Raw genomic sequence first — 23,744 nt, 5'->3', positions numbered from 1 at the left:
AATTTGTTATTTATGTGCAGTTTTAATGCGTGTAGATATAACAAAGCTTGCAGGGAAATTTATGAACGAATAGTGGCCAAAGGAAAGAGCAAAAAATTGGCTTTAATTGCCGTATGCAACAAGCTACTAAAACAAGCTTTTGCCATAGCAAAATCAGGGTTGATTTATGACGATGCTTATAGAAGTAATTTAGTAAAAAATTAACCTAGATTTACTTGTTTTTTACCACAGTACTTTGTTGGCAATAGTGTTTATTTTTTCAACTCAGAATTAAAAATTTTCCAATGGTTTTTCAGTTGTTTTTTTATTGAATTATTTTCTACTTGATTTATTGATTTATTTACATAAGTTAAATAATTTCCATAATTATAGAATTTCAAAACTTTAAATTTTGATTTGTCTTTCTTATCTCTAATGCGTTTTCTTTTTCTATGGGAGCCAATAACGGTAAATTTTTCAAACAACCTTGATTTGAATATTTTACCTCTATTTACTTTATTCCTTGTATGCTTTGCATAATATTTACTTCTATTTATAGATTTTTTCATCTTCCTATAATATGAAGAAATACTGCTGTTCTTTAGCAAAACTATTTCTCCATCAAATTGAAGTCCTAAGTACTCAAGATTTCTATTTATTGTGCAATGTGTTTTAAATTCTTGATAGCAGAAAAGTCTATTTTTTTGTTTTACAAAATGAAATATTTGAGTTTTATGTGGTTGTATTTCTAAATCACATAGTTTTTTAATGTTTGATTCAAATTCATCAACGACAAGTTGTATTTGTTTTAAATCACAAACCACAATCATATCGTCAGAATAACGTCTATATATTCCACCTGAATTAGATAATAATTCGTTCATTTTTTTGTCAAACTCAAACATATAGATATTTGCAAGAACTGAACTAATTGGTGAACCTTGCGGAATTCCTACTGTGCGTTTATTACCTTTTTTATCGAGTTTATTAGCATTTATTAAGCCTTTGTTTCTAATTAACCTTAAATCTTTTGAGTCAACTGTATACGAAACGGCTCTCTTTTCTTTCAAATACTTGATTTTATCTACTTTCTTCTTTTTTAATATCTTATCTTTTTTGTAACTGTCGACATATCTTTCAACCACTATTCTGTTCTTGAAAAGATTAAAAAGTTCATCCTCTTTGATAAATGAAAATTTTGTAATGTTCTTAAATACTTGATAATGGTCTTTAGGAAGTGGTTCATTAATTATATGTGCCCAAGATTCTTTTAATTTTTTATGGTTTAAATTGTCAAAAAAACCTTTGATATCGAATGCAATTACGACTTGATTCTTTTTTGTTTCTGATCTTTTTTTTATCAAGCTAAAAACCTCATTTGCAAAGTCAATATTACATTTTCCCGATTTTGATTTGTCTTTTTTAATTTTTCTATAAGCCGTAACTACTTTAGCAAGGTTATGCTTAGTAATCAGCTTATTATATTTTTTTGAAAGGAACTCTGAGTAGTAAGAATAAATTTGTGAATCTAAATGACTAGCAAAACAGATTTCTCTTGGTTTTAAATCCTTTTTTCTCTTTTTTGAGATTAGAATACCATCATCATATTGTTTGCGAAATTTCCTTTTAGTTTGAACTCTTTTAATAAAAGGTTTGAATGAGTGTTTCTCTACATTCTCAGAATTTGAAACATACTTTTTTATTCTCGAATAATCTTCACGTGATATTTGAGAGCCAATATGTGGATATCGTTTTATTTTAAACCATTTTTTCATAAATAAAATGAGTTAAGGACGAGCGGGAAACACCTCGTAAAATGTATAATCTCAAACCAATAACCTTTTCGGTTATCTTCCCTCACGCTAGGCGTGTAATAATAATTGTATATTTAACTTATAGAAATAAATCCTTGGTCAATATGACAACATTAACTAGAATAATGACAGCAATCTTTATGAGATTAGTGTCTTCTCTAGGTGCGGTGATAGAAATTAATCCAAACACTTGCATCTTTGGAATTCTAGGGCCTTTTCTCCTAATTGAGAAAGCAGTTTGCTCAAAACATACATTTAAGTTACTCGTCCAAAACTCATAGTTTTTTCTTTTTTTTACATTATTACCAACGGTTTTATGTATGGCTCGTTGCGGAAAATCATAGCTGATTTTCCGACGTAAAACGAAGATAGCAAATTGCAATGAATTCCGATTAGGAATTCAGCCGCAATGAGCTATACACGTTGTTACCACACGTTTTTTTATTCAAATTTCTTATAATTTTCAGTCCAATATTGCTCTATGAATTCCCACTTATTTTCAAAGTCCTTTTTCTCTATTGGAATGAGTTTTAGTTGTTTTTTATTTTCTTCTTTTACTTTGTAAATATATATTCCATTATCATTTTCGTTGTCGCATTCTATCGTATGAATATTTCCAATTTTCACTGCTTTATTTTCTTTTAAATAAAACAAGTCACTGTCCCAATTTGAGTCAGCGCAACCACTTCTGTGATAAGAATAGTAATAATTTGTGTTTTTAATTTTTGTTGAAGCTGGAAAATTTGAAAAGTTTTCTATCTCAATAAAGGATTTTGATTTGGGATTAAAAATCAGCAATTCATTAACCTCAGGAACATTAGTCATAAAGTGTAGCTCAATATCTAAAAATCCGTCCCCGTTAAAATCGGTAAAAATAAATTCAGAAGGATTATTGTCATTCCGATACAATGTTTTATCGTCCAAAGATTTGAGTTCGAAAAAGTCATAATCTTTTAGACAGGTTTTAAATTCACTTCCGTTTTCAAATTGCTCTTTGCATATAATTGGATTCTGTACCACAATACTTTCTTTTGCTTCGTCCTTATTCAATTCAGAGTTGCTTGTTTTTTGCTTGCAGGACAAAATCAAGACTAAAATTGTTAATATGCAGAATGTTTTTCTCAAATGTGTGGTAACATGCGAATAAACACAATTGCGTTTATCTATCATTAGCTATGGTATAAATATAACTAATTCCTATAAATTATCCAACACCTTCATATAAGCTATAGTATAAATAGGTAAATTCAATTCAGCTAAAAATTATTTTTCGAGAAAATAGGGAGCCATAAATTTAAGCTGTAAATTTGCAAAAATTTATGTGTGATGGATTACCAAATCAAGGCTTTTAAACTCGTTAGTATTCTAGAAGCGATCTCCTTTTTAGTATTGTTATTAATTGCCATGCCACTAAAATATATTTGGGAGTCTCCCGAAATGGTAAGAGTGGTAGGTATGGCTCACGGCATCTTATTTATTGTGTACCTCATTGGGGCGTATTTTATTTACGAAAAACTAAATTGGTCCCTAAAAACCTTGGGGATTGTTATGCTTTGTTCGGTATTGCCTTTAGGGCCAATTTATGCGGAAAAGAAATACTTGCCTTCGCATTAGTTAATTAGGAGTTCTGTTTTAGAAAAAGGTTTTATTTAACTTCTAAAGCTTCATTTCAAATAAAAATCGGTTACGGTTTTTGTATCGAGAAGAGGGCTTGCAATTAATATTTGGTTCTCGGGTTCTCGATACAATTTTGCTTCGTTTCACTGCACAAAATCACTCGAACTGACTGTGTTGGTTAGAACTAAAAATTGCTGATAGGGTTTTCGATACATTTTCCCTTCTCTTTGTTTCGGAAAAACACTCGAACTGACTATAAATGATTGGTTTTTCCTCTAAGATGAATCTAAAAAAGTTGCTGTAAAATCTCATTATTTTACAGCAAAAGACTAAATCTTGCGTAGCAGACCCTAAATCAAGTTCAGGGTGACGCTACTCGATGATGATTAATTGCTACTAATGTTCGATAAATTTTCTTTGAAAACTCACTTCAAAGGCGTCATTTCAAGCGATAATCGGTAAAGATTTTTATATCAAGAAAAGGGCTTGCAATTAATATTTAGTTCTCAGGTTCTCGATACAATTTTGCACATCACTACACAAATCACTCGAACTGACTAGTTTTCGCTTTATTCATCGGCTAGGCGGTCTTTTACAAACTCTACTTGGGTTTTGCCGTGCGGTTTGGCTTTCCCATGTTCGTCTAAGCTTACCATTACAATTTTATCTACTTTAATAATGGGCTTGCGGGTCATTTTATTTCGTACTTCGCATTTCAACGTCAAGGAAGCCGTACCAAATTTAATTACTTGGATTCCGATTTCAACAATATCGCCCTGTTTGGCAGAACTTTGAAAATCGATCTCGCTAATGTATTTGGTTACCGTTTTGGGGTTTTCTAGCTGAATGATAGAATACAAAGCTGCTTCTTCATCTATCCATTCTAACAATCTTCCTCCAAATAAAGTTCCGTTAGGATTTAAATCTTCGGGTTTTACCCATTTTCTAGTGTGAAATCTCATCTTTTTTATGTAAAATTAGTGGTTTTTATACTGAAATCAACTCCAATTGAATTAGGAAAAACTATAGGCTCATTTGTAATTTCTCTAACGACTCCTCGATAATTTGTCCGTGGTCAAAGGCTATTTCTTCTACCTCTTTTAGCAACATCCATTTGGCTTCCGCAGCATCATCACTTCCTTTAATCGTTTTTCTTTTAGAAAGTTTAGTCGTAAAAGCAACCGATATGGTCCTTCCCCGTGGATCACGTTGAATGGCATCGTAAACCCCTACGCGTTCTACCTTATCTAATTTTAACCCCGTTTCTTCTTGAAGTTCACGTAAGCAACCGGTTTCGAGTAATTCATCTTCTTCTAAGAATCCACCCGGTAAAGCCCATTGTCCTTGGTAAGGTTCATTTTTTCGTTTAATCAAGAGTACATATAAACCTTCTTTTTCTTCGGCAAAAATAACAGCGTCGGTAGTAATGGAAATATCTTGTTTCATAATTCAAGGGATTTCTGGTTGTTCGATTTTGGTAATTGAGGGATTCTTAAATCCAACTCAAAATGTTCATTCATTTTTTTTATAAAATAAGCAGAAAGTAAAGGCGAGGCCTTTTCTAAATTTTGATGTACAAAAAAGTACAGGTTCTTTAATCCTAACTCGTACCACTCCTCTATTCTATCTATCCAATCGTCCAAGCGGGAATAATCAGATTCGTGATTTGCACCGTTATAACGAACAAATGCGGTGTCGCTGGTTAAGCGCATATGCAATAAATCACGCCTTCCGGCACTATCGGTGATCACATTGGCTATATTGTATTCTTGAAGCATGGCATTGAGCTCATCACTCACCGCTTGATCGTGATGCCAATCGTGATGCCGCACTTCAAAAGATAGTGGAATTTCCCTTGGCCATTTTTTAAAAAACTCCGGTAAACGGTCGATCCATTTGGGTTGAAAATTTTCGGGCATTTGTAAAAATACCATTCCCAATTTTTCATTTAATCCCAATAAATTAGCAGTATAATCGGTGACCAAATCGTCTACTTCATGTAAGCGTTTTATATGGCTAATGAGCCGTGGAACTTTCGGGAAAAACTTAAAATCCTCTACCGTTTTGTCATGCCATTTTTGAAACTGCTCTAAAGGCCACATCCGGTAAAAAGTAGCATTTAATTCAATGCTGTTGAATTGCTGCGAATAGTAAACCAGTTCATCTTTGGTACCGCGAGGATAAAAGTTCTTTAAATCTTTTTTATTCCACTTAGCACAGCCAATGGAAATGGTATTGAAAGATTTGGGCGCAAACTTTTGAAGTACCTCTTTGGTTTGTACATGATCTTCCGGTAAGGTAAAATCTATGCTAGAAGGATCGTCAACTTTTCCGAATTTCATAGCGACCGTTTTTTGATTGAGTTTTTATTCTGGATATTCTATTCTAAGATGATAAATGTTTTTTAGCTTTCGTTTTAAAACCTTCTTAATTTTTTGAATTTCCTTAAAAGTGATATCTGCATTTAAGAACTGTCCTTCATCCATTTGCTTGTTGATAATTTTCTCTACAAAATTATCAATAAGCGTAGCTGTTGGTTCTTTTAAACTTTTACTGGCCGCTTCTACACTATCGCTCATCATTAAAATAGCGGTTTCTTTACTGAAGGGTTCGGGACCGGGATACATAAAATCTTCTTTGTTTACTTCTTCATCGGTTCCTTCTAAACGTTCTTTTTCTTTTTTATAAAAATAGTATACCAAGCTGGTACCGTGATGTGTTCTTATAAAATCGATTAATCGATCGGGTAAATTATGCTTTTTTGCTATTTCTATCCCGTGAATCACGTGATTAATAATAATCTTCGCACTTTCCCGAGGTTCCAATTCGTCATGCGGATTAACGGAAGTCGTTTGGTTCTCCGTAAAAAAAGTAGGATTAGACATTTTTCCCACATCGTGGTACAAAGCTCCTACCCGAACCAACATCGAGTTGGCTCCGATTTCATTAGCGGCAGCCTCAGCTAAATTGGCTACGTTTAAGCTATGGTGAAAGGTTCCCGGTGCTTTATTGGAAAGCTCTTTTAATAATTTTGAATTGGTATCGGAAAGTTCTAATAAAGACATATCTGAAACCAAGGCAAACATCTTTTCGTAAGCGTAAATCAACGGCTGAACAAATAAGGTAGCAAATCCACCAATAAGGAAAATAACCAGGGTTTCATAGTTAATTTCCTCTAAGCTTCCTTCCTGAATAATGGTAAATGAAAAGTAAGCAAAAATATAAATTGCGGTAATTTGTCCAACACTAATAAATAAATTTGCTCGTTTATACAATTCTGAAACCGTTAGAATGGTTACAATCCCTGCAATGATTTGCAAGAACATATATTCGTAACTATTGGGTACGATAAAACCGAGAATCAATACTGTGATAACGTGCGTAAAAAGTCCTAAACGGGCATCAAAAAAGGCTTTGAGCGTTAGCGGTAAAATACATAAAGGCACCACATATACGTATTTCACGTTGAACTTCATCACGCCAACGGTCATTAAAACCGCTAAAAGTACGTTGAAGAAAATAAAAGTAACTTTGGTATTGTTGTCAAAAATCTCGTAACGATACTTTTTAATGAAAAGGAATAACATTAATAAAGCTAAAGAAACCAGCAACACGTATCCGAAAACTACGACGTAATAACTGGAAGTTGACCAAACCTTAGATTCGTATTCTTTTTTAAGGGAGTTTAAAATTCCCAGTTTATTACTATCTATCACTTCTCCCCTAGCGATGATCCGGGTACCTTGAGGAACAATGCCACGTGTATAAGAAATAGAATTTAATTGCGATTGTAAATCTTCCCTCGTCAACTCTTCATCTAGACTAACGTTGGGCTGCACAATGTCGAAAAACAACTCGGTAAGTTCTGTTTGAAACTCTTGTAAGCTAGCTATATCAATCTTCCTCTTAATATAAGAAGGTAAGTCTTTTTGCTTTAAAATACTGCTGTAAACGACTTCTTGTGCTTCATTCCCTTTCTTCAGGTAAACAATTCCATTTTCTTTAAAGGGTTTAATTTCCTGAATAAGTCCCCGGTCATAAATATCATCCAGCGTTCGTTCTGTAAACCTTATCAAACGTACTCCCCGAACTTTCATAATACTATCTGAAAAGACAGATTCAATTTCTGCATCTAAAGCCCCGGCAACCTGTTTCGGGATTTCTTGATTGTAAGTAAAATAAGGCGTGTGGTTATTTCTTATTTCCTCTTTTTCTTCAGCAATTTCTTCATCAGATTTTAAAATAGCAAAGTCAAAAGGCGCATACAAATTCTCATATTGCCAAGGTTGCCCTTTAGAATATTCATATTTAAATTTACTCCCTTTAGGAAATAAATAAACAATGATGGCAGTGGTGAGCAGATAAAGAAAAACTTTATAAATCACCGCTTGATTCTTGTAAATACTATTTACGAAATTGCTCATATAAATTTATTGCTCATCAAATGTAGTAAAAAGATAAAAGCTAAGCTTTAATACAGGCGTGAGTTCTTGCTAAAATTATTAAATTCGTAAAATTAAAAACGAAAAATTATTAAATAATGAATAAAGAAGTGGTAATTGTAAGCGCGGCAAGAACTCCCATCGGTAGTTTTTTAGGAAGTTTATCTTCTGTTCCGGCTCCAAAATTAGGAGCTGTAGCCATTAAAGGCGCTTTAGAGAAAATAAATTTAAAACCAGAATTGGTACAAGAAGTTTTAATGGGAAATGTAGTACAAGCCGGAGTAGGTCAAGCACCTGCCCGTCAAGCTGCTCTTGGTGCCGGAATCCCGGATACCGTGCCTTGTACCACCATCAACAAAGTTTGTTCTTCCGGAATGAAAGCGGTGATGCAAGGTGCGCAAGCTATTGCGTTGGGTGATGCTGATATTATTGTTGCCGGAGGTATGGAAAATATGAGTTTGATTCCGCATTACGTGCACATGAGAAACGGACAAAAATTTGGTCCGAAAACGATGGAAGACGGAATGCAAAAAGATGGTTTAGTAGATGCGTACGACCATAACGCAATGGGCGTTTGTGCCGATTTATGCGCAAAAGAGCATAATTTTTCAAGAGAAGATCAAGATAATTTTGCTATTAAATCTTACGAGCGTTCTAAAAAAGCTTGGGCTGACGGTAAATTTGATGAGGAAGTAGTTCCTGTGGAAGTGCCTCAGCGTCGAGGAGAACCTGTAATCGTAAAAGAAGATGAGGAGTTTAAAAATATTAAAATGGAAAAAATTCCTGCATTACGGGCTGCTTTCTCAAAAGATGGTACGGTGACGGCTGCGAATGCTTCTACGATTAATGATGGTGCCGGTGCGGTTGTATTGATGAGTAAAGAAAAAGCAGAAGAATTAGGTTTAACTCCCCTCGCTACGATAAAAGCTTATGCCGATGCAGCGCAAGAACCAAAATGGTTTACCACAGCGCCATCTAAAGCTTTACCTAAAGCGATTGCCAAAGCAGGAATTGCGATTGATGATGTAGATTACTTTGAATTTAACGAAGCATTCTCTGTTGTTGGGCTAGCAAATATGAAAATATTAGGACTCACCGATGAAAATGTAAATGTGAATGGAGGAGCCGTTTCTTTAGGGCATCCCCTTGGTTGTTCGGGGGTTAGGATCCTAATTACATTAATGAATGTACTGAAACAAAACAATGCAAAAGTAGGTGCCGCTGCAATTTGTAACGGAGGAGGTGGTGCTTCTGCAATGATAATTGAAAGAAATTAATATTTTTGCAGTAAAAAGTTTTAATGCAATACGGAATTTGTAACCTTAATATTGTACCGGTACGCGTAGAACCGGACGATACCAGTGAATTGGTTTCTCAGCTTTTGTTTGGAGAACAGATAAAAGTTTTAGAAAAAAGAAAGAAATGGAGCAGAATCCGTATTGCATTTGATCATTATGAAGGTTGGGTAGATAATAAACAATACCTGGAAATCTCTGAAGAAGATTATTGCCTTCTTGAATCTTCTGCCGAAGAATTAGCGGTAGATTTAGTGGATTTTGCAGTTCAACCCAATTCGCAACAGCTAACGCCTCTTTCCATTGGTGCTAAATTGAATTTTATTGACCGATTTCAACTTCAATTTGATGGAAGAAAAATTATCGGGGTTCAACCCAAAGAGCATTTGTTAGAAACCGCCTATCTATATTTAAATTCCCCTTATTTATGGGGCGGAAAAACTCCGTTTGGTATTGATTGTAGTGGTTTTACACAAATGGTTTACCGATTAAATGGTTATCATTTATTTAGGGATGCTTCTCAACAAGCTAAACAAGGAGAAGCCTTAAGTTTTATTGAGGAAAGCGAACCGGGTGATTTAGCTTTTTTCGACAATGCGGAAGGAGAAATTATTCACGTAGGGATCATCATGCGGGATAATTATATTATTCACGCTCATGGAAAGGTAAGGATTGATAGAATTGACCATAGCGGAATTTTTAATGTAGATAGTAACCAATATTCTCACAATCTACGGGTGATCAAGAAAATAATATAAGCTTAGATCTTTTTAAAGTTTTTGGGTTCAACTTCAAATTCGATTTCAACTTCGATTTCAACTTCGATTTCAACTTCGATTTCAAGTTCAAGTTCAATTAGTCTCGACTACGTCTTTTATGGCAGATAAGCTCCAAAAAGCACCGGTAATATTTTATTTATAAATCATTAGCTCGTAAGCGCTATTAATAGATTATGCCACTTTCTAGTGCCTATTTATTTCAAATTAAAGAGCTATTTATTAGAGATTAGAGCAATCGCGAAAATGAAATTGTATCGAAAAGTAATCTTAATAAAAAATCAGCAAAAGTTTTCAGCTTCAGCTTCGATTTCCACTTCAGCTTCAATTTCAATTTCAAGTTCAAGTTCGATTTCAACTTCAACTTCAATTAGTCTCGACTCCGCCCTTACTGACAAACAAGCTAGACTGAAATCTAAACTATGATTTCTGTCTATAAACAAAAAAACTCCGGAGATTTCCGGAGTTTTTTATAATTAAAAGGATTGAAAATTAATTTTTCATCGCTTTATATTTAGCAACTTTATCATCATTACCTAACTGAGAATGAATATTGATTAAAGTTTGAATAGCTTGCTGGTTATTTGCATCTAACTCTACCGCTTTTTCCAAGTAAGGAAGTGCATCTTTATACAATTGCGTACGCTCTTTTTGAAGCTCTTCGTAACGCTTAGTATCTGCTTTAGACATGCCTAATGAGTTCATCTCATCAATCATTCCTTGCTCTTTCATTAAGGTAGAAGAAGCTAAATTAATATAAGCATTTGTCATTTTAGGATCTACTTCTATTGCCTTTTTATAATACTCAATGGCTTTCTTAGGATCTCCCATTTGCGTAGCAGTAACTCCTAAATTGTAATACAAAGAAGCATTGTTAGGATCTTTTTCTAATACTTTTTCTACAATTTCAGTATACTTATCTTTCTGACCAGCTTTATAATAAATATCTGCTTTGGCTAGCATAAGTTGAGTATCACCAGGGTTTTCAGCTAAAGCGTCTTCAATGGCTTGGATACCTTTTTCTTCCTTTCCTTGTTGTAGGTAAATTAGAGCGATATTTTTATAAATCTCTGATTTTTTAGACTCTAATTTCTCCTCCGTAGGATCTGAATAGCTTCCTGATTTTAAATACAGGTCTCTTTGATTTTTATCGTTAAACTTTTCTTTCTCTCCGGTTTCAGTATTTATCGCATAATACTCTATTCCTTTACCGGTATACCCTAAATCCTTCAATTTATTATAATAATTCAAGGCAGCCTCATAATCTTGTGCTTGGGTTAAATTAGCGGCAGCAAAATATAAATGAAGGGTATCTTTTTTATTTAAATTATAAGAAGTATATAATTTTTGAGCTGCTTCTTTATATTTTTTAGCGTTTTGATCTGCTATTGCTGAATTTATTAAAGCATTTCTTACATCTCCTAATTTAGCTGCAGCATCTTCATTACCTAATTCTTGAGCCATTTGAAAGGATTCTCCGGCGATTTTAAGATCTGAAGGAGATTGTGTTTGGGGTTGTTTTCCCATATATGCCATTCCTTTAGCCATATAGTAATCTTCCTTTATTCTATCTTTCTCACCAGCTACTTGGCTTTCTACCGAAGTTAAAATGCTTTTGGCTTCAGAAAAGTTTTCCTTGTCAATGGCTTTTTCTGCATCTTTAATTTCCCTTTTTTGGGCAAAAAGTGTAGTGCTAGCCAATACAAGACCAACTGCTATAATTTTTGTTTTCATTTTTATGATTGTTTTGGTTTTAAGATTCATTATTTATTCTTCTTCACCATCAGTATCAATTGCTGTGCCATCCTCGTTCAAATCTTCTATATCCTCTTCATCTTCTTCATTCATCACTTTCGCAACGGCAGCAATAGCATCGTCTCCCTTTAAATTAATTAAACGAACACCTTGTGTTGCCCTTCCCATTACGCGAAGATCTTCAACAGCAATTCTAATAGCAATTCCCGATTTATTAATAATCATTAAATCATCATTGTCGGTCACACTTTTAATGGTAACCAATTCTCCCGTTTTTTCGGTAATAGAAATTGTTTTCACCCCTTTTCCTCCACGGTTGGTGATTCTATAAATTTCTTCTCCGGTTTCAGGATCATTAATATAGGTACGTTTACCGTAACCATTTTCTGAAACCACCAATACGGTTTCTTCTTTTGGATTTTCTACAGCAATCATACCTACTACTTCATCGTTATCATTGGCTAATCTAATTCCACGAACTCCCGAAGCATTTCTACCCATTGGTCTGGTTTTAGCTTCTTCAAAACGAATAGCTTTACCAGATTTTAAGGCTAACATTACCTGGCTTTCACCCGTAGTTAATTTAGCAGAAAGTAATTCATCTCCTTCTTTAATGGTAATCGCGTTGATACCATTAGTTCTTGGACGAGAATACTGCTCTAAAGATGTTTTCTTTACCTGCCCTTTCTTAGTAGCCATAATTACATAATGACTATTAATGTATTCTTCATCTTTTAAATCTTGCGTACAGATGAAGGCTTTTACTTTATCGTGCGGCTCAATATTTACTAAATTCTGAATAGCTCTTCCTTTAGAAGTTTTGCTTCCTTCAGGAATTTCAAAAACACGCATCCAGAAACATTTTCCTTCTTGCGTAAAGAAAATCATGTATTGGTGATTGGTCCCCACAAACAGGTATTCTAAGAAATCTTCATTTCTTGTCGTTGAAGCTTTAGAACCAACCCCTCCTCTATTTTGCTTTTTATATTCAGTTAATGGTGTACGTTTAATATAACCCGCATGAGAAATAGAAATGACTACTTGCTCATCTGGGATCATGTCTTCAATGCTTAAATCACCTCCGGCAAGATTAATGGTAGATCTACGCTCATCACCATATTTTTCTTTTATTTCCAGCAATTCATCTTTAATGATTTGCATTCTTCTTTCTTTACTGGCAAGAATATCTTCTAAGTCCTTAATGGTTTCCATTAATTCTTCGTATTCTGCCCGTAGTTTATCTTGCTCAAGACCGGTAAGTTGTCTTAAACGCATTTCTACAATTGCTTTGGCCTGAACTTCGGTCAGCTCAAAACGATCGATTAATTTTTGTCGGGCTTCTTCTGCATTACTAGAAGCTCTGATTAAAGCAATTACTTCATCAATATTATCGGAAGCAATGATTAAACCTTCTAAAATATGCGCACGATCTTTAGCCTTCTTTAATTCAAATTCAGTACGTCTTACCACTACTTCGTGACGATGTTCCACAAAATGACGAATCATATCTTTTAGATTCAGCATTTCTGGTCGTCCTTTCACTAAGGCAATGTTGTTAACACTAAAGGAAGATTGTAAGGCTGTATGCTTATAAAGCATATTTAAAACGATATTAGGTATCGCGTCGCGTTTCAAAATATAAACGACACGCATTCCGTTTCTATCGGATTCATCACGAATCAAAGAAATCCCCTCAATCTTTTTATCATTAATCAAATCGGCAGTTTTTTTAATCATATCTGCCTTATTGACTTGATAAGGAATTTCTGTAACAACAATACATTCTTTCCCTTTCACCTCTTCGATATTGGCTTTAGCACGCATCACCACTCGGCCTCTACCGGTTTTAAAAGCCTCCCTTACACCATCATAGCCATAAATAATACCTCCCGTAGGGAAATCTGGAGCTTTAATATGCTCCATTAATTCATCTATTTCAATGTCGTGATTATCGATATAAGCTACTGTTCCATCAACTACTTCGGTAAGGTTATGAGGTGGCATATTGGTGGCCATACCTACGGCAATACCACTCGCTCCATTCACCAATAAGTTGGGTATTCTAGCAGGAAGAACACTAGGTTCTTTTAAAGTATCATCAAAGTTTAAGTTGTGATCAACTGTATCTTTATCTATATCGGCAAGCATTTCTTCACTCACCTTACGCATTCTGGCTTCCGTATAACGCATTGCTGCCGGACTATCGCCATCTACAGATCCAAAGTTACCTTGCCCATCTACCAACATATAGCGCATACTCCACTCTTGCGCCATACGAACCATGGTATCGTAAACAGAAGTATCTCCATGGGGGTGATATTTACCTAATACTTCCCCTACAATTCTTGCTGATTTTTTATATGCTCGATTAGAAAGTACGCCAAGTTCGTACATTCCAAATAAAACTCTTCTATGCACTGGTTTTAAACCATCACGCACATCTGGCAGAGCACGTGACACAATGACCGACATCGAATAATCGATATAGGCCGACTTCATTTCATCTTCAATGTTGATAGGAATTAACTTCTCTCCTTCAGCCATAAAATTTATTTTAGTTCATTTTATTTTCTAACGTGGCAATTTACGGAAATTATTAGTATTTAAAAGCCTCCTTACTTGGTTTCAACTATATTTTATTAACAAAAAATTATTAGCTTTTCGTTGATAAGTAATGTGGATATCATTTTGATTTTAGCAGATAATTTTGTCAATTAGCATAGTGTCTGGAATAAGGCATGGTTTTTGAAACCAATAATGTGTAAACAAATTAGAGGAGATTCAAGATGGATGATAATTTTTCCCCACGAGTAAAAGATGTAATTACCTATAGTAAAGAAGAAGCCTTAAGGCTAGGTCATGACTTTATAGGTACAGAACATCTTGTGCTAGGACTACTTAGAGATGGCAACGGTAAAGCAATCGATATTTTAGATACGCTAAATATTGACTTGGATCATTTAAGGCGTAAAGTAGAGATTCTAAGCCCTGCCAATCCTCAAAATGCAGTAATTTCTAATGATAAGAAAAATTTGCACTTAACCAGGCAGGCAGAACGTGCCTTAAAAACAACCTTTTTAGAAGCGAAGTTATTTCAAAGCTCATCTATTAATACAGCCCATCTTTTACTTTGTATTTTAAGAAATGAGAATGATCCTACTACTAAACTTTTAAATAAGTTGAAGATAGATTATGATAATGTGAAAGATGAATTTAAAGGAATGATAACACAAGATAAAGATTATATTGAAGGTCCTACCTCTGAGTCTTTCTCAGATGACGATACTTCAGGAGATGCCACCAAGCCTAATCCATTTGGAGGAAGCGGTAATAGTGGCGGAAGTGCTAAACCTAATAAAAAATCTAAAACTCCGGTGCTAGATAATTTTGGTAGAGATCTTACCGCCATGGCAGATGAAGGAAAATTAGATCCGGTAGTTGGTCGTGAAAAAGAAATTGAAAGGGTTTCTCAAATATTAAGTAGAAGAAAGAAAAATAACCCCTTACTTATTGGTGAACCGGGAGTTGGTAAAAGTGCCATTGCGGAAGGTTTAGCGTTACGAATCGTAAAAAGAAAAGTGAGTAGAATCCTTTTTGATAAGCGCGTAGTTACCTTAGACTTAGCAAGCTTAGTGGCCGGCACCAAATACCGTGGACAATTTGAAGAGCGAATGAAAGCGGTAATGAATGAATTAGAGAAGAACGACAATATCATTCTTTTCATTGATGAAATTCATACCATTGTTGGCGCTGGTGGAGCTACCGGAAGTTTAGATGCCAGCAATATGTTTAAACCTGCCCTTGCAAGAGGCGAGTTACAATGTATTGGTGCTACTACCTTAGATGAATACAGACAGCATATTGAAAAAGATGGTGCGTTGGAAAGAAGGTTCCAAAAAGTAATTATAGAACCTACTACCGTTGACGAAACCATTGAAATATTAAACAATATCAAAGGGAAATACGAAAGTCACCATAACGTGAGTTATACTCCTGAAGCTATTGAAGCTTGTGTGAAGTTAACCAATCGTTATATGACTGATCGTTTTTTACCTGATAAAGCGATTGACGCCTTAGATGAAGCAGGATCTCGTGTTCATATTACTAATATTGAGGTTCCTAAACTAATTTTGGATCTAGAAAGAAAACTGGAAGAAGTTCGTGAAACTAAAAATTCTGTAGTCAAAAAGCAGAAATATGAAGAAGCAGCTAAACTTCGGGATGATGAGAAAAACCTAGAGAAAGAACTTCAGGTTGCACAAGAACGTTGGGAAGAAGAATCTAAGCAACACAAAGAAACCGTCAATGAAGAAAGCGTTGCTGATGTGGTTTCTATGATGACAGGAATTCCCGTGAATAGAATTGCTCAAACCGAAAGTAACAAACTAGCTAAATTACCGGAACTTATCAAAGGAAAAGTAATCGGTCAAGATGATGCTGTATATAAGGTGGTGAAAGCTATCCAAAGAAATCGTGCCGGACTTAAAGATCCTAATAAACCCATTGGTTCATTTATTTTCTTAGGGCAAACTGGTGTTGGGAAAACTCAGTTAGCAAAGATTCTTGCCAAAGAATTATTTGATAATGAAGATACCCTCATTAGAATTGATATGAGTGAATATATGGAAAAATTCGCGATCTCTAGATTGGTGGGAGCACCTCCGGGATATGTGGGTTATGAAGAAGGCGGTCAGTTAACTGAAAAAGTTAGACGTAAGCCTTACTCGGTCATTTTATTGGACGAGGTTGAAAAAGCTCACCCAGATGTTTTCAATATGCTTTTACAAGTCTTAGATGATGGTTATTTAACCGATAGTTTAGGAAGAAAAATAGACTTCAGGAACACCATTATTATTATGACTTCCAATATTGGAGCTAGAAAATTGAAAGAATTTGGACAAGGGATTGGTTTTGGTACCCAAGCAATGAAAGAGCAAAAAGATTCTAACGCAAGAGGCGTAATCGAAAATGCCTTGAAAAAAGCATTTGCTCCAGAGTTTTTAAATAGGATTGATGATGTGGTAGTATTCAATTCACTTGAAAAAGAGGACATCCACAAAATTATTGACATTGAACTAGAGAAATTATTAATTAGAATAAAAGACCTAGGTTACGATCTACAACTTACAGATACTGCTAAAGATTTTATCGCAGAAAAAGGATTTGATAAACAATATGGAGCTCGACCACTTAAAAGAGCAATCCAAAAATATGTAGAAGATGCTTTAGCTGAAAAAATCATCACTTCTAAAATTGAAGAGGGTGATCAAGTAATTATGGATTTAGATAAAGAAAAAAATGAGCTTTTGATAGAAGTAAAAAAATCACAAGCTAAAACCGAAGATTCTTAGAATCTTCTTATTCATCATAAATAAAACCTCATATTCATTTAAAAAATATGAGGTTTTTTTACGTAAAAACAAACACCTTGAAAAAGATTAAACTACCTATTGGAGAGCTTAAATTATTTCCAGATTATATGGAAATAAACTTTACGGAAGGAACACACATTGATGAAGAAGTTTTATTTCAATTGGTAAGCGAAAAAATAAAATACTATAAAGAAAACCCTATCCCAGTGGTGATTTTAAGAAAATCATCAGCCGATAAATATTCTATCAACCCTACCCTATTTGTTGAACATAAGGAGTTTTTTGAAGCCCACGCAAAGTGGGTAGCTGTAGTTGCTTCAGATGATTCCGGTTTTGAAAACCTAGAATACCTTAAACAGCTGACTAATGTTCCTGGATATGGTTTCACCAATTACCATAAAGTTCTAGAATTGCTGAAAAAAGAAAATAAATTACTCTAATTTCTTCCATAAAGTAATTTCTAATAAGCTTCCTTACTATTTCATTATTCTAAAATGAAAGAAATAGATTTAATTGAATGCAAATTAAAATTCAAAAAACATTATATAATTTTAGAATTAAAGGATGGAGCGCATTTCGATTCAAGATTGTTTGAACAATCTTATGAATTAAAGCTAAACTACTATGGTACTAAGCCTGTTGGAATAATTATTCCGCCTAGAGAAAACAAACAGGACAGCTATTCATTTAACCCATTAATTTTAATAGAATACTACTTTACATTTAAAGCTCAAGTAAAATGGGTTGCCCTTCTATCGAATGATAGCATAGATGTAAACCACTTAGAATACGTTAAAAAGTTTACAAAAATCCCTTGTTATATATTTAAAAATGAAAAAGAAGTAATATTGCGGTTTAAGCTTACATATTAAACAAGATTTCTTGATCAATACCAAACTGAGTCAAGTAAAGTTTAGCTTTAGCAATTTCCTCAGCCATAACTTTATCTTGTTTTACTACAGGAACCTCTTCCCGAAAGCTATTCACCAATTGCATAATAAAATCTGAAGATTTTAGAGGTTCACGATAATACAAAGCCTGAGAAGCATTAAATAGCTCAATTGCCAATATCGATTTTAAATTCTCTACTACTCTCACTAATTTGGTAGCTGCATTAGCACCCATACTTACATGATCTTCTTGTCCGTTGGAGGAAACAATTGAATCAACACTTGCCGGCGTACATAATTGTTTGTTTTGACTTACAATGCTTGCTGCGGTATATTGCGGAATCATAAACCCATTGTTTAAGCCGGGATCATCCACTAAAAACATAGGTAAATCCCTTAACCCAGAAACCAATTGATAAATCCTTCTCTCAGAAATATTCGCTAATTCAGCTAAAGCGATTGCTAAATAATCCATTGCTAAAGCTAAAGGTTGACCATGAAAATTTCCACCGGAAATAATTTTATCTTCTTCCACAAAAATATTGGGATTATCGGTAACACTATTAATTTCGGTCTTTACCGTTTGATGTACAAAACGAATCGTATCTTTTGAAGCTCCATGAACCTGCGGAATACATCTAAACGAATATGGATCTTGTACACTTTCTTTTACTTTCTCAGCAATTTCGCTTCCTTCTAAAAACTCTAACATGCGTTCGGCCGTTTTCACCTGTCCGCGATGTGGTCTTACATAATGCACCAACGGATCAAACGGTGAAAGGTTACAATCAAAACCATCTACAGAAACGGCTCCAATAGCATCAGCCAAATACGACAATTTATAAGCTTCAATTAAAGAGAAAACTGCGTGAGCACTCATAAATTGTGTTCCATTCAATAAAGCCAAACCTTCTTTAGAACGTAAATTTAGCGGCTCCCAACCTTTCTGTTGAAGAATTTCTGTAGCAGGATAAATTTCTCCATCTACATAAACTTCTCCTTTTCCTAACAGCGGTAAAGATAAATGAGCAAGTGGTGCTAAATCTCCCGAAGCGCCTAACGAACCTTGTTCATAAACTACCGGTAACACCCCCTCATTAAAAAAATCAATCAATCGTAAAACGACTTCTTGGGTAATTCCTGAATTTCCGTAACTTAAAGACTGTATTTTCAACAGCAACATAAGCTTCACAATCTTCGGACTCACTTTATCACCTGTTCCGCAAGCATGAGAAATCACTAAATTTTCTTGAAGCTGAACTAAATGTTCTCTAGAAATCTTAACGTTGCATAAAGAACCAAAACCGGTATTAATCCCGTAGAAGGGTTCTTGAGAAGCATCCATTTTTTTGTCGAGATAAGTTCTGGCTTTATCAATATTCACTTTCGCTTCATCACTTAAGGCCAATAATTTGTTTTCTTCCAGAATCTCCTGAATTTGAGGTAAATCTAAAATGTCTCGACTTATATAATGGGTTTCTCTCATTTCTTTAAACAATTGTTAATTTCCAGCTTCAAAATTGAAGATATCTTACAAAATATCCAAGCCTTTTCTAAGATATTCAGTATTATTCAAACAAACTTTTATAAGCTTTGCCCAAATGCTGAATAATATCTTCAGCGATTAGTGCTTCAAAACCTAATTTTTCTGCGGCTAAATCGCCTGCTTTTCCATGCAAATAAACGCCAAAAACCGCTGCAACTCCGGGATCATATCCTTGTGACACCAATCCCGAAATAATTCCGGATAAGGTATCTCCGCTTCCAGCAGTTGCCATCCCGGGATTTCCGGTAGAATTCACATATAAATTTTCATCAGCAATCGTAATGGTGTATGCCCCTTTAATCACTAAAATCACTTTATATTCTAAAGAAAATCTTTTGGCTTTTTCAAGTTTATCAAAATCATCTTCCCAATCTCCTAACAAACGTCTTAATTCTCCGGGATGTGGCGTTAAAATTGATTTTTCAGGTAAAAGCTTCCATAAATCCTTATTTTCGGCCAGTATATTAATTCCATCGGCGTCAATAAGCATAGGTGAACCGTGCTCCTTCATTAATTGCTCCAAATAGTGTTTGGTTCCCTCTTCTTTTCCCGCTCCTATTCCAAAACAAATACTTTCCGGTACAAAATCGGTTTGTGTATTGGTCAAATGTTTTTCGTTTTCTGCGGTAATCACCATCGCTTCAGGAATTCCTAACTGCAAAATTTGATAGCCACATTTAGGGATTAAGGCACTTACCTTTCCTGCCCCTGCTCTTAAAGCTGCTTTAGTAGCTAACAAAACACTTCCCATTTTTCCATAACTTCCACCCGCCACCAAGCAATGACCAAAAGTTCCTTTATGGGAGAATTTTGTCCTGGATTGGTACAAACGTTGTGCATCAGGTTGCTGAATTAAGGATGCTTCAGCAGCTGTGTTAGAAATAAAATTTTGATCTAAACCAATATCTGCAATTTCTACGCGGCCGGCAAATTCAGCTGTTTCAGGTAAAAAGAATACCAATTTAGGAAGTTGAAAAGTAATAGTTGTTTCAGCTTTAATGATCACTTCCTTATCATCAGGAGCTTTATCTAAATACAATCCCGAAGGAACATCAACGGATATTACATAGGTTTTTGATTGATTTATATGCTGAATCAATTCCTTTACCCAACCTTCTGCTGGACGATTTAATCCAATCCCAAAAATCGCATCAATCACGATTTCTCCTTGTTGCAATTCCGGTAAATCTGAATTTTCATTGATAAATTCAGGCCAAAATTTATTTTCTTTTAATCGGTTTAAATTCAATAGAAAATCATCCGAACGCTTATCACTAAAATTCACAATATAAACTTCTACCTCATATCCATCATTTAGCAATAAACGAGCTAAAGCCAAACCATCTCCACCATTATTTCCAATTCCGCAAAAAAGGTTGATTTTTGGCTGGTGTTCTTTTAATTGCGTTTTTAGCCATCCAAAAAGCTGAACGGCCGCCCGTTCCATCAACTCTTCACTTTTAATATTTTGCTCTTTTATTGTGAATTCGTCAACTTCTTTCAGCTTTTCTTTGTTAAATATTTTCATTCTATAAAATATATTTCAAAAATTATTAAAATATCAATTCTCACCAATTGCTTGGTTTCTCTTTATAAAAATAATACATTTGATATGGAATTACGTTTATGAACAGTAGCAATAACATATCTTTAATATTCACCCAAATTTCTACTTCGGGCATTATTGCTATTTCTACCTCTACCATTACCCCTTTTGGGGTTTAATTAATTCATATCATTTTCAGGTTCTATTGGTTTGTTTTAACAAACCAAACAAAAATTTCAATTTCACCAAAAAGCAAAATTCATGAAAGTTCTCAAATTTGGAGGGACTTCTGTAGCTAATGCAGAAAACATTCAACTAGTTAAAAATATAGTTCAAAAAGAATCATCTTCGAACTACTTATGTGTAGTGGTTTCTGCCCTTGGAGGCGTAACCGATTTACTACTAGACTCGGTTTTTTTAGCAAGTCAGCAAAAGGAAGCCTATCAGGAAACTTTTCAATTAATTGAAAAGAAGCACTTAGAAGTCGTTAAAAAACTTATTCCCGTACAACAACAAAGTTCTGTAATGAGCTTTTTAAAGCGGGAACTCAATATTTTAGAAACCTTGTTAGAAGGTGCATTTTTAATTGGTGAAACCACGCCAAAACTACTCGATAAAATTTTAGGTTATGGGGAAATTCTTTCTTCAAAAATCATTCACAGTTATTTTACTGCTGAAGGAATTTCGTGTGCCTACAAAGACAGTAGAGAACTTATAAAAACCAATACACAATTTGGACGGGCTTTGGTGAATTTTGAAATCACTGAGAAAAATTTAACCGAAAATATTACAGAAACAGAAACACAAGTTTACTTAATGCCGGGCTTTGTGGCTTCTTCCCTAGCTGGCGACTCCACTACTTTAGGACGTGGCGGTTCAGATTATACCGCTGCGATTGTTGCTGCCGCTTTAGATGCTGAAGTCTTAGAAATTTGGACTGATGTTAGTGGAATGTTTACCGCTAATCCCAGATTGGTAAAACAAGCCGTAGCAATTGAAGAAATCTCGTATCAAGAGGCGATGGAGCTTTCTCATTTTGGAGCAAAAGTATTGTACCCACCAACCATACAGCCGGTTTTAGCAAAAGAAATCCCTATTCATATCAAAAATACGTTTTTGCCTGCTGAAAAAGGAACGCTGATTACTAAAAACACCAATGGTAAAAACCGACCAGTTCGCGGAATAAGTCATATTGAAAATATCTCTTTGCTTTCCCTTGAAGGCCCGGGAATGGTAGGAGTACCAGGCATTTCTAAACGTTTTTTCGAAGTACTTTCGGTAAATGAAATTAGTGTCGTCCTTATTACTCAAGCTTCTTCAGAACACAGTATTTGCGTGGCTGTAGCCTCTGAAGATGCTGCAAAAGCCAAAGAAGCACTTGACCAATCTTTTGCCTACGAAATTTCACTACATCGAATTCAACCGGTAATTGTTGAAGATCATCAAGCCATCATTGCACTGGTCGGCGATAATATGAAAAGTCATCAAGGCCTAAGCGGAAAAATGTTCAGCGCCTTGGGTAAAAACAATGTAAATATTCGGGTAATTGCACAAGGAGCATCAGAACGGAATATTTCTGCAGTCATCAAAAAGGAAGATGTAAAAAAAGCTTTAAATACCTTACACGAACGCTTTTTTGAAGAAAACATAAAACAACTCAATCTTTTTGTGATGGGTGTTGGAAATGTAGGTGCTAAATTCCTCAAGCAAATTCAACAACAAAAGAAATTTTTAAAACAAAATTTTAAATTGAATGTTCGAGTAATAGCCCTTTCCAACTCTCGAAAAATGTATTTTCAAGAAGATGGAATATCCCTCAAAAATTGGGAAGAAAATTTAACTAAGGGCGAAAAAGCCGATAAAGAATTATTCTTTGAAAAGGTAAAAGCAATGAATTTACGCAATAGTATTTTTGTAGATAATACAGCAAATGAGGTGATTGCAATGTCTTATGCCAACTATTTAAAAAATAGTATTTCTGTAGTTACTTGCAATAAAGTGGCCAGTTCTTCTGCTTATGAAAATTATGCAGAATTAAAACAACTCTCAAGGGAATATAACGCTCCATTTTTATTTGAAACCAATGTAGGAGCGGGATTACCTATCATCGATACGCTTAAAAACTTGATTGCTTCCGGTGATAAAGTCACTAAAATCCAAGCAGTTCTTTCAGGAAGTTTAAATTTTGTATTCAATAATTTTGATGAAAACCATGAGTTTGTAGACGTAGTTAAACAAGCGCAAGAGGAAGGCTATACCGAACCTGACCCAAAAATAGATTTAAGTGGAATTGATGTCATGCGCAAAATACTAATTCTTGCTCGAGAAAGCGGTTATCAACTAGAATTAGACGATATTCAAAACCAATCTTTTTTACCGGAAGAATGCCTCCAAACGAAAACTGTAGAAGATTTCTTTACAAGTTTAGCTACACACAAAGATCATTTTAATCAATTATTTGAAAGTGCAAAGCAACACAACAGTCGACTCAAATACGTAGCTCAATTTGATAACGGAAAAGCAAGTGTAGGACTGGAAGAAATTCCGCAGCAACATCCTTTTTACAATTTAGAAGGAAAAGACAATATCGTTTTATTTTATACAGAAAGATACGTAGAACAACCACTCATTATTAAAGGAGCGGGTGCCGGAGCCGATGTTACCGCTTCAGGAATTTTTGCCGATATCATACGAATAGGAAATTATTAAGTT

The 23,744-nt window shown here is 34.7% G+C and carries 17 protein-coding genes and 1 pseudogene; 8 read left to right on the top strand and 10 right to left on the bottom strand.

Translation table 11 applies throughout. The features are described 5' to 3' along the window. Positions 1 to 204, top strand: a pseudogene (locus FVB9532_RS19780) (IS110 family transposase); the annotation flags it as partial. Between the two features lie 47 nt (positions 205 to 251). Here the strand turns inward: FVB9532_RS19780 and FVB9532_RS17060 are convergent. After that, positions 252 to 1,754 carry a reverse transcriptase domain-containing protein gene (locus FVB9532_RS17060; RefSeq protein ID WP_150546395.1) on the bottom strand — a complete coding sequence of 501 codons (1,503 nt, stop codon included), beginning with the start codon at positions 1,752 to 1,754 and terminating at the stop codon, positions 252 to 254. A gap of 480 nt (positions 1,755 to 2,234) precedes the next feature. Beyond that, positions 2,235 to 2,843 (bottom strand): hypothetical protein, encoded by a 609-nt coding sequence (locus FVB9532_RS17055; RefSeq protein WP_150546394.1) that lies wholly within the window; start codon positions 2,841 to 2,843, stop codon positions 2,235 to 2,237. A gap of 276 nt (positions 2,844 to 3,119) precedes the next feature. On the opposite strand from FVB9532_RS17055, the gene FVB9532_RS17050 reads away from it, so the two are divergent. Beyond that, complete coding sequence (locus FVB9532_RS17050) at positions 3,120 to 3,407, top strand: DUF3817 domain-containing protein (RefSeq protein WP_150546393.1); 288 nt, start codon at positions 3,120 to 3,122, stop codon at positions 3,405 to 3,407. A 572-nt stretch (positions 3,408 to 3,979) separates the two neighbouring features. Here the strand turns inward: FVB9532_RS17050 and FVB9532_RS17045 are convergent. From FVB9532_RS17045 to FVB9532_RS17030, 4 genes are all read right to left on the bottom strand, one after another. Then, the gene (locus tag FVB9532_RS17045; RefSeq protein ID WP_150546392.1) at positions 3,980 to 4,372 is read right to left on the bottom strand and encodes an acyl-CoA thioesterase; all 393 of its coding nucleotides are present in this window, start codon (positions 4,370 to 4,372) and stop codon (positions 3,980 to 3,982) included. A gap of 61 nt (positions 4,373 to 4,433) precedes the next feature. Continuing rightward, entirely contained in the window at positions 4,434 to 4,856 is a 423-nt protein-coding gene (locus tag FVB9532_RS17040) for an NUDIX domain-containing protein (protein WP_150546391.1), read from the bottom strand. Then, on the bottom strand, positions 4,853 to 5,752 hold the full coding sequence (locus FVB9532_RS17035) for a DUF72 domain-containing protein (protein ID WP_150546390.1): 900 nt from the start codon (positions 5,750 to 5,752) through the stop codon (positions 4,853 to 4,855). Before FVB9532_RS17035 ends, FVB9532_RS17040 begins: the two co-directional genes overlap by 4 nt. A 24-nt stretch (positions 5,753 to 5,776) precedes the next feature. Next, entirely contained in the window at positions 5,777 to 7,834 is a 2,058-nt protein-coding gene (locus FVB9532_RS17030) for an HD family phosphohydrolase (protein ID WP_150546389.1), read from the bottom strand. 116 nt (positions 7,835 to 7,950) lie between these two features. Here FVB9532_RS17030 and FVB9532_RS17025 point away from each other — a divergent pair, with 116 nt between their 5' ends. Further along, positions 7,951 to 9,129, top strand: a complete 1,179-nt coding sequence (locus tag FVB9532_RS17025; protein WP_150546388.1) for an acetyl-CoA C-acyltransferase — start codon at positions 7,951 to 7,953, stop codon at positions 9,127 to 9,129. 23 nt (positions 9,130 to 9,152) lie between these two features. Next, a complete protein-coding gene (locus tag FVB9532_RS17020) occupies positions 9,153 to 9,905 on the top strand; it encodes a C40 family peptidase (protein WP_150546387.1) in 753 nt (250 codons plus the stop codon). 510 nt (positions 9,906 to 10,415) lie between these two features. On the opposite strand, the gene FVB9532_RS17015 is transcribed toward FVB9532_RS17020, so the two are convergent. Both FVB9532_RS17015 and gyrA read right to left on the bottom strand, forming a co-directional pair. Next, positions 10,416 to 11,657 carry a tetratricopeptide repeat protein gene (locus tag FVB9532_RS17015; protein ID WP_228482382.1) on the bottom strand — a complete coding sequence of 414 codons (1,242 nt, stop codon included), beginning with the start codon at positions 11,655 to 11,657 and terminating at the stop codon, positions 10,416 to 10,418. Between the two features lie 33 nt (positions 11,658 to 11,690). Next, entirely contained in the window at positions 11,691 to 14,222 is a 2,532-nt protein-coding gene (gene gyrA, locus FVB9532_RS17010; RefSeq protein ID WP_150546385.1) for a DNA gyrase subunit A, read from the bottom strand. A 242-nt stretch (positions 14,223 to 14,464) separates the two neighbouring features. On the opposite strand from gyrA, the gene FVB9532_RS17005 reads away from it, so the two are divergent. The 3 genes from FVB9532_RS17005 to FVB9532_RS16995 all read left to right on the top strand — a co-directional run bounded on the left by FVB9532_RS17005 (position 14,465) and on the right by FVB9532_RS16995 (position 17,922). Next, positions 14,465 to 17,029 carry an ATP-dependent Clp protease ATP-binding subunit gene (locus tag FVB9532_RS17005; RefSeq protein WP_150546384.1) on the top strand — a complete coding sequence of 855 codons (2,565 nt, stop codon included), beginning with the start codon at positions 14,465 to 14,467 and terminating at the stop codon, positions 17,027 to 17,029. 77 nt (positions 17,030 to 17,106) lie between these two features. After that, positions 17,107 to 17,490, top strand: coding sequence for a hypothetical protein (locus tag FVB9532_RS17000; RefSeq protein ID WP_150546383.1), 384 nt, complete (start codon positions 17,107 to 17,109; stop codon positions 17,488 to 17,490). 54 nt (positions 17,491 to 17,544) lie between these two features. Continuing rightward, the gene (locus FVB9532_RS16995; protein WP_150546382.1) at positions 17,545 to 17,922 is read left to right on the top strand and encodes a hypothetical protein; all 378 of its coding nucleotides are present in this window, start codon (positions 17,545 to 17,547) and stop codon (positions 17,920 to 17,922) included. On the opposite strand, the gene hutH is transcribed toward FVB9532_RS16995, so the two are convergent. Together hutH and FVB9532_RS16985 are read right to left on the bottom strand one after the other, a co-directional pair. Beyond that, positions 17,912 to 19,426, bottom strand: a complete 1,515-nt coding sequence (hutH, locus tag FVB9532_RS16990) for a histidine ammonia-lyase (RefSeq protein ID WP_150546381.1) — start codon at positions 19,424 to 19,426, stop codon at positions 17,912 to 17,914. The genes FVB9532_RS16995 and hutH overlap by 11 nt on opposite strands. Before the next feature lie 82 nt (positions 19,427 to 19,508). Beyond that, positions 19,509 to 21,014 carry an NAD(P)H-hydrate dehydratase gene (locus tag FVB9532_RS16985; RefSeq protein WP_150546380.1) on the bottom strand — a complete coding sequence of 502 codons (1,506 nt, stop codon included), beginning with the start codon at positions 21,012 to 21,014 and terminating at the stop codon, positions 19,509 to 19,511. Positions 21,015 to 21,293: 279 nt separating this feature from the next. On the opposite strand from FVB9532_RS16985, the gene thrA reads away from it, so the two are divergent. Continuing rightward, entirely contained in the window at positions 21,294 to 23,741 is a 2,448-nt protein-coding gene (gene thrA / locus FVB9532_RS16980) for a bifunctional aspartate kinase/homoserine dehydrogenase I (protein ID WP_150546379.1), read from the top strand. Positions 23,742 to 23,744: the final 3 nt, after the last annotated feature.

The organism is Mesonia oceanica (genome assembly GCF_902499555.1).
GTDB lineage: Bacteria > Bacteroidota > Bacteroidia > Flavobacteriales > Flavobacteriaceae > Mesonia > Mesonia oceanica.
Note: the sequence above shows the minus strand (reverse complement) of the source record. Positions and strands in the feature narration are given on the sequence as shown.